Here is a 12,365-nt window from a genome sequence, read left to right on the forward strand (position 1 = left end):
GCCCCCCTTCGCGCGATCGTCGAACGCTCCGTCTTCGCGGGCGGTCCTCATCGGCGGGGGAAACGCCAGCCTTTTCGGAGGCTTCATGACCTGCCATGCTTCCCATTGTCATGAACGCGTGGTAGCAGCCCTTGCCATCCCTTTTGACGCGTTGCGAAGGCGATCCGCCTTTGCCGGAGGCATGGCATGGCCCAGATCATCGAGACTCCCACCGGCGCGACGGCGCTCACCTTCGACGACGTGCTGCTGCAGCCTGGTCATTCGGAGGTCCTGCCGAATCAGACCAGCCTCCGCACCAGGATCACCAAGACGCTGGAGCTCAACCTGCCGATCCTCTCGGCGGCGATGGACACCGTCACCGAGGCGCGGCTCGCCATCGCCATGGCCCAGGCCGGCGGCATCGGCGTCATCCACCGCAACCTGACGCCGATCGAGCAGGCCGAGGAAGTGCGGCAGGTGAAGAAGTTCGAGAGCGGCATGGTGGTCAATCCGGTGACCATCGGACCGGAGGCGACCCTCGGCGACGCCCGCGCGCTGATGGCCTCGCATCACATCTCCGGCATTCCCGTCGTCGAGAACGGCGGCCGCGGCGGCCAGACAAGAGGCCGTCTCGTCGGCATTCTGACCAATCGCGACGTGCGCTTCGCCACCGAGGATTCCCAGCCGATCGCCGAGCTGATGACCAGGAAGCCGCTGATCACGGTGCGCGAATCGGTCGAACAGGAGGAGGCCAAGCGCCTGCTCCACCAGCACCGGATCGAGAAGCTCGTCGTGGTCGACGCCGAGGACAACTGCATCGGCCTGATCACGGTCAAGGACATCGAGAAGTCCCAGCTCAATCCGAACGCCGCCAAGGACCCGCATGGCCGCCTCCTCGCCGCCGCAGCGACGTCGGTCGGCGACGACGGCTTCGAGCGGGCCGAACGGCTGATCGACGCCGGGGTGGACCTCATCGTCATCGACACCGCCCACGGCCATTCCCAGCGCGTCCTCGATGCGGTCGGCCGGGTCCGGCAGCTCTCCAATTCCGTCCAGATCATCGCCGGCAACGTCGCCACCGCCGACGGTACCAAGGCGCTGATCGATGTCGGAGCCGACGGCGTCAAGGTCGGCATCGGCCCGGGCTCGATCTGCACCACCCGGGTCGTCGCCGGCGTCGGCATGCCGCAGCTTTCGGCGATCATGAGCGCGGCGGAGGCGGCCGACAGGGCCGGTATTCCGATCATCGCCGACGGCGGCATCAAGTTTTCCGGCGACATCGCCAAGGCGCTGGCGGCGGGCGCATCGGCCGCCATGGTCGGTTCGCTCCTCGCCGGCACGGACGAGAGCCCGGGCGAGATCTATCTCCATCAGGGCCGCTCCTACAAAGCCTATCGCGGCATGGGGTCGGTCGGTGCGATGGCGCGCGGCTCGGCCGACCGCTACTTCCAGGCCGAGGTGCGCGACACCCTGAAGCTGGTCCCCGAGGGCATCGAGGGTCAGGTGGCCTACAAGGGCCAGGTCGCGGCCGTCCTGCATCAGCTCGCCGGTGGCCTCCGGGCGGCGATGGGCTATGTCGGCGCCGCCGATCTCGAACAGCTGCGCACCCGCGCCCGCTTCATCCGCATCTCCAATGCGGGCCTTCGCGAGAGCCATCCTCACGACGTCACGATCACCCGCGAAAGCCCGAACTATCCGGGGAGCTGAGGCTGGCGGGGGCGAGGCGGCGCTGCCATAGGGCTGCTGCGTTCGAGCAGCGCGGCGGCCGTTCACGCGCCGTGCTGCGGCGACGTGCGAGGCGTTGGGAAGCCGAAAGTGGAGGGGCCTACCTCAACGCCTCGTCATTCTCGGGCCCCGTCCCGAGAATCCAGGAATCGTAGGGGGCCAAGGGCTTCAGCTGCAGGGAGGCGGAAGCGGGTGAGGCAGCGGCGGCTGCCCCTGGATTTTCGGCACGGGGGCCGAGAATGACGAGGCCGCGAAGGTTCGTCGTTGTCCGGCTACGTTGGGGCCGCTGGGTCTCTGCTGGTCAGCGGCCCTTCTGAATGTGCAGTTCTTTTTGCCTCAAATCGACGGCGAGCGCCCCGCCCTCTCCATGATCTCGATCGCCGCAAGGCTTGCCGAGAGCGGGTGGACGGGGCTCTCCCGCAATCCTGCTCGCAGGCATTCGGCGAAGTGGTCGGCCTGATATTGCAGGCCGCTGCCGGTGACGGGGGTGTGGATGGTCTCGCCCTGAGGAGAGGGAACCAAGAGGGTGCGATCCGCCGGCTGCGATCCGTCGGCATCCGAGGCGGACGTCGCGCCCTCGCGATGGTCGAGCGCGGTTCCGGCCTCGTGCCGCTTCAGCGCCAGGGCCGGCGGGCAGAAGAACGGTCCGGCGAGAGCGATCCGGCCATGTTCGCCGGAGACCATGGCACCGTTCGGTCCTTCGGTCTCGAAGCCGCAGGAAAGCTTCGTCAGAACCGGCCCGTGCCGGGTGACGAGGGCCGCCTGGCGGACGCTGCCGGCCTCGTTGCGCTCGACGATGGCGGCGATGTCGTCCGCCGGTCCGAAGAGATGCAGCGCGAGCGCGATCGGATAGACGCCGAGATCGCGCAGCGCGCCCCCGGTTTCGGCATCGAACAGTTCGAAGTCCGGACGGTAGGCGCGGGCGTAGGAGAGGTTGGCCGAAAGGCTCTTCGGTGTACCGATCGTCCCCTCGGCGAGAAGCGCCCTCAGCCGGACGATCCCCGGCGTGAACACCATCCACATCGCCTCCATGGCGAGGAGACCGCGGCGTTCGGCGACGTCCCGGATCGCCCGCGCCTCGGCAGGCGTCGGGGCGAGGGGCTTTTCGATCAGCACCGGCTTGCCGGCTTCGAGCGCCGCGATAGCAATCTCGGCATGGGCGCGATTGACCGTCCCGACATAGATCGCGTCGACGTCCGGCCGGGCGAGGATCTTCGCCGTCTCGTCGGCGTGGATGCCGCTGCCGAAATCCGCAGTGAAAGCAAAGGCACGGATTCCGTCCCGCGAGCCGACCGCGGCGAGGACGCCGCTGGTCGAATGAGCGAGATCGCCGGCAAAGCGCCGGGCGATGTGCCCGGTGCCGATCACGCCCCAGCGGATGGGGGAGGAGGTCATTTCGGATGCTCGGGTCAGGGGATGGCCGGCCGCACGAGACGGCCGGCCATTATATCCCGGAGTCTAGAAGGTTTGCCGGAGAGCCGAAAGCATCGGCCGCGCGAAGGCTTCAGCCTGCGGCGTCCTGCGGCGTCAACTTCAGAAGCCGGCCGCCGGCGCCGTCTTCGAGCAGCCACAGTGCGCCGTCGGGGCCCTCTTCGACCTCGCGGATGCGGTTGCCCATGTCGAACCGCTCGATTTCGCGGGCGCTGTCGCCGTCCAGTTCGACATGGACGAGGGCCTGGCTCCGCAGGCCGCCGATCAGGCCGTCGCCCTGCCATTCGGGAAACATCCCGCCGTCGTAGATGACGAAGCCGGCCGGCGCGATCACCGGCGTCCATGAGACCTCCGGCGCGTTGAATTCCGGCCGGGTGTCGTGGTCGGGGATCGGGCTGCCGTCGTAGTTGACGCCGTTGGAGACGACCGGCCAGCCGTAGTTCTCGCCCCGTTCGATCCGGTTCAGCTCGTCTCCGCCGCGCGGCCCCATCTCATGGACCCAGAGCTGCCCGTCGGCGGTGAAGTCGATGCCGAGCATGTTGCGGTTGCCCATCGTCCAGAACTGCCTGGCGATCTCGCCCTCTCCCTGGAAGGGATTGTCGCTCGGGACCGCGCCGTCGTCATGCAGGCGGACGATCTTGCCGAGATTGGTGTCCATCGCCTGCGCCGGCGTCTTCTTCTGGCGCTCGCCGGAGGTGACGAACATCATCCCGTCCGGGCCGAAGGCGATGCGGTGGGAATAATGCCCCTGGCCGGAGACCTTCGGTTGCTGCCGCCAGATCACCGAGAGATCCTCGAGCTGCGGCCGTTCGCCGTCGCGGACCAGCTTGCCGCGCGCCACGGCCGCGCCCTGGCCGCCTTCGCCCTCCTCGGCGAAGGATATGTAGACGAGGCCGTTCTCCGCAAAGTCCGGATGCAGCACCACGTCGCCGAGGCCGCCCTGACCGCCATAGGCGACGGCCGGAACGCCGGAGACCGGCGTCTTCTGGCTGCCGTCGGCCGAGACGTGCACGAGGGTGCCGGCCTTTTCGGTGACGAGCATCGACCCGTCCGGCAGGAAGGTCATCGCCCAGGGCTCGTCGAATTCGGCGACCGGCGTCACGTCGATCGTCGTTCCGTTCTGGGCGGTCAGGGTCGTCTGCGCGGCCACCGGCGGCGCAGCGAAGACGGCGGCGCCGAGGAGCGGCGCGGCGGCGATCGTCGTGAAGGTGGATTTCGTGAACATCTGGTCCTCGCGAAAATGCGTTCGGCCAAGGCGCAGTAGGCAGGAGAGGTCTGCCCGGATGCCGCGCCGTCGACACGCGTTCGTTTCAGCGATATGGGCCGGCGAAGCCGCAACGAGACCCCGTGACCGGTCAATCCGGCTTCACCCTGTCGTGACCGGCGTGGAGGGAAGCGTTTCGGGAGGATGGCCGGCGCCTTCACGCCGCGCCCGTGCAGGGCTTTCCCACCGACCGGCAGATGATCTCGGCGAAGGCTTCGAGATCGCGGCGCCGTGCCGAGGTCGGCCGGAAGACCAGTACCAGCTGGCGATGGGGGGCGGGGGCTTCGATCGGCAGGATGGCGATGTCGTCGCTGCGGGCCTCGTCGGCGATCGCGATCTCGGGAAGCAGCGTCGAGCCGAGGCCGCCCGCGACCATGCGCAGGATCGTCGTCAGGCTCGTCGCCGCAAGGCCGGCGAGATCCGAATCCCCGGCGGTGCGGCAGACGTCGAGGGCCTGGGCGCGCATGCAATGTCCTTCCTCGAGGAGGATCATGCGCCGTGCTGCGAGCTCTTCGACCGGCACCGGGCCGGCCAGCGCCGCCGCCTCCCTCGCCGGCACCGCGAGATGGAAGGGATCCTCGAAGAGGGGGATCGTCTCGACGTCGGCGTAGTCGAGCGGCAAGGCGGCGACGGCGCAGTCGATCTCGCCGTTCCTGAGATCGCCGATCAACCGCGCGGTGACGCTTTCCCGCACCTGGCATTCGAGTTTGGGATATTCGCGCGCGAGCGACGCCAGAAGCCGCGGCAGGAGATAGGGGGCGACGGTCGCGATCATTCCCACCCGGAGGCGCTTGCCGAGCAGACCGGCACTGCGGTCGGCGAGGCTTTCCAGTTCGCGGACTTCGGCGAGGATGCGGCGGACGCGCTCCGCGACGAGCTCGCCGTCGGCCGTCAGGCAGACGCCGGCCGGCCCGCGCGCGAACAGCGCCGACTGCATCTCGGCTTCCATCTGGGCGATCTGCCCGGACAGGGCCGGCTGGCTGATGTTGAGACGCTTCGCGGCGCGGCCGAAATGCAGCGTCTCGCCGAGGGCCTGGAAGTAACGGAGCTGCCGAATGGTGACCATCGTCATAGGATAATCCGATCGAGGCCCCATGGAAATACGATTGGAGATTATCGGCGCGTCTTGTATTTTGCGCCGTGGAACGATTCCAAACGCGAAGGGAGGCCATCATGGCTGATCGCCCGAGACTGACGACGACGGCCGGCGCGCCGCTGTCCAGCAACCAGAATTCCAAGACCGTCGGCGAACACGGCCCGGTCCTGCTCGAAGACTACCAGCTCATCGAGAAGCTCGCCCACCAGAACCGCGAGCGCATCCCCGAGCGCGTCGTCCACGCCAAGGGCTGGGGCGCCTTCGGCACGCTGACCGTGACAGAGGACGTCACCCGATACAGCCGCGCCAAGGTCTTCAAACCGGGCTCGAAGACCGACATGCTGGCGCGCTTCTCGACGGTGGCCGGCGAGCAGGGCGCGGCCGACGCCGAGCGCGACGTGCGCGGCTTCGCGCTGAAGTTCTACACCGAGGAAGGCAACTGGGATCTCGTCGGCAACAACACGCCGGTGTTCTTCGTCGCCGACCCCTACAAGTTCCCGGATTTCATCCACACCCAGAAGCGCCATCCGCGCACCAATCTGCGCTCGGCGACGGCGATGTGGGACTTCTGGTCGCTCTGCCCGGAATCGCTCCATCAGGTGACGATCCTGATGTCCGACCGCGGCATCCCGACCGATCCCAGCCGCATGAACGGCTACGGCTCGCACACCTTCTCGCTCTGGAACGACAAGGGCGAGCGGTTCTGGGTGAAGTTCCACTTCAAGACCCGGCAGGGCCATGCCCACTTCGTCAACGAAGAGGCCGAGAAAGTCATCGCCAAGTCGCGCGAGAGCTATCAGGAAGCGCTCTATGGCATGATCGAGGACGGCCGCTTCCCGAAGTGGGACTTCTTCATCCAGGTGATGCCCGAGGGTGAAGAGGCCGAGTTCGAGGCGAAGACCGGCTGGTCGGCGTTCGACCTCACCAAGGTCTGGCCGCACGGCATGTACCCGCTGATCAAGGTCGGCGAGATGGAGCTGAACAAGAACCCGGAGAACTATTTCTCCGACATCGAGCAGTCGGCCTTCAACCCGTCCAACGTCGTGCCGGGCATCGGCTTCTCGCCGGACAAGATGCTGCAGGGGCGCCTGTTCTCCTATCCCGACGCCCATCGCTACCGGATCGGCACCCATTACGACTCGCTGCCGGTCAACAAGCCGAAGAGCGAGGTGAACCACTACCACCGCGACGGCACGATGCCGTTCGGCCTCAAGACCAACCCGGACGCCTATTACGAGCCGAACTCGTTCGACGGCCCGGTCGAGGATCCGTCCGTCGAGGAGCCGCCGCACAAATATGCCGGCCAGGTCGGTCGCTACGAGTTCCGCGCCAAGGCCGATCACTATTCGCAGCCGCGGGCCCTGTTCGAACTCTTCGACGACGGACAGAAGACGCGCCTGTTCCACAACCTCGCCGGCGCGATGCAGGGCGTGCCGCAGTTCATCGTCGACCGCCAGCTCGCCCACTTCGACAAGGTGCATCCGGACTACGGCGCCGGCGTGCGCAAGGCGATCGCCGAGCAGGGCCGCGACGACGCCGAGGCGAGCCTGTCGACCAGCCACAGCGCAGCGGCCGAATAAAGCCGCGAGCATTCCATGGCGCCTCGCGCCCATGTCGGCGCGGGGGAGGTGAGGCCGGAAGCGTTCCGGCCCGAGCAAGACGAAGAGGGGTCGGGCCCACAGCCCGGCCCCTCTTTTCGTTGGAGCATGCCACTCGTTCGAGGACGCATCAGCTCCTCGCCGCATGCGAGGAACTCCGGCTTGTGGATCTGTCCATCGCAGTTCAATCGATGATTTCCGCGATCGTCGCCGTCTGAATAGTCTGTAAAGCGACTGAACCGCACCGTTTAGCCGTGACGTGAATTGGCGAAATTCATTTGGAACACATCGAAGAGGCATCGGTTGGTTTATCGAGACCGCAGGAAAATCGAAAGATCCTGCAGATTCGAAGAATACCGGAGGAAGTTTATGAATAACAAGTTCAGAGCCGCGCTGTTGATGAGTTCCATTCTGGTGGCGCCGGCGGCGTTTGCTCAGGACAACGATCAGGCAACGCGCGACGGCAATGCCGCGGCCACGGAAAACCAGCAGGTCGAGGCGGGCGAGGCAGACGTCGTCGTCGATCCCGATGCGCCGAAGGTGCGGGTGGACGTTCCCGAGCCGGACGTGACGGTCGATCAGGCGCAGCCGAACGTCGACGTCACCCAGCCCCGGCCGACCGTCATCGTCCGTCAGCCGGCGCCGCGCGTCACGGTCGACATTCCGCAGCCGGAAATCACCGTTCGCATGCCGGAGCCGCAGGTGAACGTCAGCCAGTCGCAGCCGGACGTGAACGTCGAGCAGGGGCAGCCGCGCGTCAGCGTCGGCGAGGCCGACCAGTCGGACGTCCAGACCAGCGAGAACGACGGGTCGCAGGCCAACGTCACCGTCCAGCAGGCTCGCCCGCAGGTTTCGATTCAGGATGCCAACCAGCAGCCCGAGATCCGCTATGAGCGCGAAGACGCCGAGGTGACGGTGAACCAGCCGGAGGGCCAGCCGCAGATCCGCTACGAGGATGCCCAGGGCAACGAGATGGATCGCCAGTCCTCGAACGACATGCAGCGGAACCGCGCGAACCAGGGCAATTCGCAGCAGCAGTCGTCCATGCAGAACGATCCGCAGGACGACGCGACGCGAACCGCCAGCACGTCGCAGCAGTCGGGAATGCAGGGCAACGACACCGATCTCTACATCGCCGTCGCCGTCGACGCCGCCCGCGAGATCCGGATGACCGTCGACGAGATCACCGAGTATGACATCGTCGGGACGAACGGCAACATGCTCGGCGACATCCAGAACGTCGCCAACATCGACGGCAAGCTCTACGCCGTCATCGGCTCGGGTGGATTCCTCGGCATGGGCGAGAAGGAGGTGGCGATCCCGCTGACCTCGCTGATCGCCGAGAACGGCAACTTCGTCGCGCAGGGTATCTCGGAGAACCAGATCGAGGGCCTGCAGGAGTTCGACACGGATCGCTATCCGCTGCTCGATTCCGACCGCACCATCACGCTCGGCAGCGTCTGACTTCGATCAGGACCGCCCTGTCGGGCTGAAAAACGGGGGCTGGCGCGACGCGCCGGCCCCTTTGCCGTCCCAGACCCCCCGATACCCCACCGACCGCTACGCATCGCTGCATGGGAGCTTTGCGGTCCGCCGGATTGCTGCACTGCACAATGGCGCCTACCTTCATGGCAACGAAGGAGAAAGCCATGAACTTCACCGCCAAACTCCGCGCCGCCCTGGGCACGGAAAGCCGCGAGGCGCGCGAACGCCGCTATCTCGAGCAGTCCGTCTCGATGTCGGACCTCGAGCGCCGCCAGCGCGAGATCGACCGCGGGCTGTTCCGCAAAAACCTCAACGTCTTCTGAGGAGCGCCCGCCGGCGAACTCGCGAAAGTGGAGACTTTCGATTTCTGGGCAGCCTGCCTTTCGACTTGAAGCGGATGACGAAGTCGAGCGCCGAATGGCGCCGGACGGGATTGGAGAAGCCGTCGATGTATCGGCCGGTTTGGACGGTTGCCTCGGCCCGGCTCTGGAGGACCGTCCGCCACGACCGTTTCGCAGAGCGCCAGCCTTCCGCGTCTTCAAATCCGTCTCGACCGCGGCGTCGTCGAAGCAATTTGCCGTCCCAAACATCGAGGCGAGGATGTCGTGCTTTTTCCGTTTGCCCCGGTAGTCGATGGAGCAGTGTTGGCTGCCGGAGACGGGAAAGCATGGCGGCTGGCCATGGTCCTTCTGAACCGCGGCCGTTCCCCCGCGTTCATCCGGTTCCCGCGCAGTAGGGCGACGCGGCGTCGGCCGATCGCCAGCCCGTTGTCGCGCAACTCGCGCACCGTGCGGGGACTGCCATGGGTCCCGTTCGGCGAGGAAAAGGTCGAACAGACATGCGCCAGGAGCACCATGCCATTCCGCTGCCGTCGACATGTCGGGCGGTTATTCGGGTGCAAATTCCCACTCGAGCCGACGTCGAGGGCTTGCATTGGCCGATCCCGAGTGCCTGACGATCTCTCGTTGCGTGCGACCGCTCGTCACCACGATCCGCGCAGCCTCGAATTCCTTGCCGAATTGGCGTTGCGGTTTGCCCATGAAATGCTCCTCCTCCCTTCAGAAGAGCCCTCAATTATCCCGCGGCCGGCCCAAGTGGGCAGAGGCGACGCCGCGCCAGAAAGTGGTTGCACCGGGAATGATGTCGTGCTTTTTCGGTTCGCTTTGTCGAGTTAGCCGACGCAAGCGAACCGGTTGAGCGACGTGCGCCGCAGCGGAGCAGATATGTCAGAAGCACAAGAAGTGATGAAGACGGCAGACCGTCTCGTATTCCAGAATCAGAATCCCATTGCGGCTATCAAGCTTTTAGAGAGTTTCCTGCAGGGGACTGACGAAATCACGGCGTGGTGGAAGCTTGCCCGAATACTGACGATGGTTGGTGAGGAAATCTACGCGCGAAGCATTCTGCGCAATACGGTCCTTCGCATGCCTGAGCCCCACGTGTTGGATATTATCGCGGCTAGGATTCCTGTCGGGCGACCCCTCGTGTTCGAAGAAAGCCGTCTCGTATACTTCGGGATACCGAAGTCGGGATCGTCGACCATTAAAGATGCATTGCTCATTGCTCATGGCGAAGAAGGCCGGGGGGAGCTTTCCCATAGCCATACCCGAAAATGGGGTCGAACGGTTCCGTTCGGAGAACTCGAAACGAAGTACACGGACTATTTCTCCTTCACGGTCGTTCGTGACCCGATTTCGCGCTTGCGATCCTACTGGGCAAAAAACATCTATGAAGCGCATTCGTTGCGAGCGGAATCTCGTGGGCGAGACTATTTCTTCGGCCTTTCGACGATGCCCGATTATGAAGAGATTTTGATGAATTTTCGGCGGTATCGGGCAGTCTTTCGCGATTTCCAGCATCATACGGATGCAATACCGGGCTTTATCGGGCGCAAGCCCGACCGATTGACGAAAATGTACGGCATGTCGGAAGTCGGAGACGCGGTGGTGGAGATCGAGGCGCGCACGGGGGCGAAGGTTAAGCTTGCACAGAGCATGAAGTCGGGCCACAAGCCGAAGATCTCCGATAAGGCGAGGATCCTCGAGGAAAATATCCTGACGTCTTTCTACGCGGAGGAATTGTCTTTCCCCCAGATTCAGTCGAAAATTGCACCGGTCTTAGAAAAAGCTTCGTAAATGCTGTTCCTGACAGCTGGAGCCCCCTCTGGCTACACCCAGGTTGGAATCGAGGTTCTGAAGTCTATCGCTCGGTCTCACTATGGATCGGCCGACGCGGTGGTCATCCAGACGCTGGAGGGGTTTTACAAGGCGTACAAAGAGCGCAAGACGGACAATTTCGTCGGTATCCTTCGTGCTCACGACGTGCGGGTGGCAACACTTCTTCAGAGGACGCACGCGAAAGTTGTTATCTTTGGCGGCGGCTACGAGCAAGCCGTGGGCCTCGCGCTGGCGCGGCAGGACGCTGACCTCCACCAAGCGATCCGCTTTGTTGCTCAGCATTTTGCAGGTCTTGTATTCGTTGGGGAAATCACGAGCGCGGTGCGGTATCCGTGGCCCTCGGAGGGAGCGCTGCTTGCTCCGTTCATTCGATCGCTCGCCTTATTCTACGGAATAGAGCCCACCGAAATTCTGATAGGCGAGGTTGGGAGAGACCTCGGTTTGAGCAGTCTCGATGATCGGACGACGATCCATGAGGCGATGAATTTCGCAGTTCCTGAACTGCAAAAAGCCTACGCAAAGCTGTCAGAACACTCCAACGACGAGCAGGCCATGCTACGGAGCCTGAGTGAAGCATACGAAAGGATGCTCGAGGATCCGACAGAGATCGAGATAAACTGGCCATCTTGCTGTATGACCGCGACAGACAAGTCGACGGATGCGGCGATATCACTGGTGGGACGAGCTCGATCGATTGCAAGTGGTCCGACCTATAGCCTGCCCCCGGGTGACTGGATCGTGGGAGTCGTGGTTCGCCTCCAGAACAATCTGTCTGGCAACAAACTCGCCCTCAAGGTTCTAGTCGGAGGCAAGCTTCAGGCTGAAACAAAGACTGATGTCGAGAAAGACGGTCGTCTGGTCTTCACCCTGCGATTCACAGTCGCATCGATACGTCATCTCGTAAATCTGGTCATCGCGTCATTGGAGGGGGCGATCGAAGGACAGTTGCAGGTAGAAGCAATCCAGCTTCGCCGTTTGTCTTCCATGCTTCTCGAGCCGGTCTGATTGCAGGGCGGCGAAATCGCGCAGCTTGCCGCGCGGCCCCGTCTCAGCTGGGCTGGCGTATTGATAGCGGGCCATCTTGCGGTCGCCACCAACGATCTGCCAGGGCCGCCGCTCCGACAGGCTCCGTCTTGGCTCGCAGATGCGAAACGGCGTCGGGCTTGATGGCAGGCCCTACCATTTTCCGAAAGAAGGTCGCAGAGCAAAGCCATATTCGTCATGTGTTCGGCCAGGAGCTTCTTCGGCTTGGCATTCTCCTCGTCCAAAGCCTTCAGGCGTTTGGCCTCGGAGACATTCATGCCGCCGTAATCGGCCTTCGAATTGTATAGCGCTGCCTCCAAGACCCCGGGGCTTGCGGAGAGATGGCGCCCTTCACACCGGCTTCATGATACTTCACAAGGCCGATGATCTGCTTCCGGCGAGTCGACGGTCTCGTCTCCAATCCGCGAATTGATTCCGCTTCTTTCCGCCCGTCCTATATTAGGGCGCGGACTCATTGTGCATTGATCCAGATGCGGATGGCAGCGAGCTTGAGCGCGGCCATGAAGTTGTCGGCCCGTCGGTCATAACGGGTGGCAAGGCCCCGCATCTGTTTGATGCGATTGAAG

9 protein-coding genes and 2 pseudogenes are annotated in these 12,365 nt (G+C 64.3%); 6 read left to right on the plus strand and 5 right to left on the minus strand.

Annotated elements, in window-relative coordinates:
* Window positions 1-186: 186 nt before the first annotated feature.
* On the plus strand, window positions 187-1,686 hold the full coding sequence (guaB, locus tag LZD57_RS15315; RefSeq protein WP_233720346.1) for an IMP dehydrogenase: 1,500 nt from the start codon (window positions 187-189) through the stop codon (window positions 1,684-1,686).
* 354 nt (window positions 1,687-2,040) lie between these two features.
* On the opposite strand, the gene LZD57_RS15320 is transcribed toward guaB, so the two are convergent.
* From LZD57_RS15320 to LZD57_RS15330, 3 genes are all read right to left on the minus strand, one after another.
* Window positions 2,041-3,099, minus strand: coding sequence for a Gfo/Idh/MocA family protein (locus LZD57_RS15320; protein ID WP_233720347.1), 1,059 nt, complete (start codon window positions 3,097-3,099; stop codon window positions 2,041-2,043).
* 109 nt (window positions 3,100-3,208) lie between these two features.
* Window positions 3,209-4,360 carry a PQQ-dependent sugar dehydrogenase gene (locus tag LZD57_RS15325; RefSeq protein ID WP_233720348.1) on the minus strand — a complete coding sequence of 384 codons (1,152 nt, stop codon included), beginning with the start codon at window positions 4,358-4,360 and terminating at the stop codon, window positions 3,209-3,211.
* A gap of 196 nt (window positions 4,361-4,556) precedes the next feature.
* On the minus strand, window positions 4,557-5,471 hold the full coding sequence (locus LZD57_RS15330; protein ID WP_233720349.1) for a hydrogen peroxide-inducible genes activator: 915 nt from the start codon (window positions 5,469-5,471) through the stop codon (window positions 4,557-4,559).
* Window positions 5,472-5,572: 101 nt separating this feature from the next.
* Between LZD57_RS15330 and LZD57_RS15335 the strand changes: the two genes are divergently transcribed.
* From LZD57_RS15335 to LZD57_RS15345, 3 genes are all read left to right on the plus strand, one after another.
* Entirely contained in the window at window positions 5,573-7,075 is a 1,503-nt protein-coding gene (locus LZD57_RS15335; RefSeq protein ID WP_233720350.1) for a catalase, read from the plus strand.
* Between the two features lie 387 nt (window positions 7,076-7,462).
* Window positions 7,463-8,557, plus strand: coding sequence for a PRC-barrel domain-containing protein (locus LZD57_RS15340; protein ID WP_233720351.1), 1,095 nt, complete (start codon window positions 7,463-7,465; stop codon window positions 8,555-8,557).
* 185 nt (window positions 8,558-8,742) lie between these two features.
* A complete protein-coding gene (locus LZD57_RS15345) occupies window positions 8,743-8,901 on the plus strand; it encodes a DUF3563 family protein (RefSeq protein ID WP_233720352.1) in 159 nt (52 codons plus the stop codon).
* A gap of 47 nt (window positions 8,902-8,948) precedes the next feature.
* Here the strand turns inward: LZD57_RS15345 and LZD57_RS15350 are convergent.
* A pseudogene (locus LZD57_RS15350) lies at window positions 8,949-9,618 on the minus strand (hypothetical protein); the annotation flags it as partial.
* Between the two features lie 162 nt (window positions 9,619-9,780).
* On the opposite strand from LZD57_RS15350, the gene LZD57_RS15355 reads away from it, so the two are divergent.
* Entirely contained in the window at window positions 9,781-10,713 is a 933-nt protein-coding gene (locus LZD57_RS15355; protein WP_233720365.1) for a sulfotransferase family 2 domain-containing protein, read from the plus strand.
* Window positions 10,714-11,760, plus strand: a complete 1,047-nt coding sequence (locus LZD57_RS15360) for a hypothetical protein (protein WP_233720353.1) — start codon at window positions 10,714-10,716, stop codon at window positions 11,758-11,760.
* 490 nt (window positions 11,761-12,250) lie between these two features.
* Here the strand turns inward: LZD57_RS15360 and LZD57_RS15370 are convergent.
* Window positions 12,251-12,365, minus strand: a pseudogene (locus LZD57_RS15370) (IS5/IS1182 family transposase); the annotation flags it as partial.

It is taken from the genome of Jiella avicenniae (assembly GCF_021390325.1).
In the GTDB taxonomy this organism is placed as follows: Bacteria; Pseudomonadota; Alphaproteobacteria; order Rhizobiales; family Rhizobiaceae; genus Jiella; species Jiella avicenniae.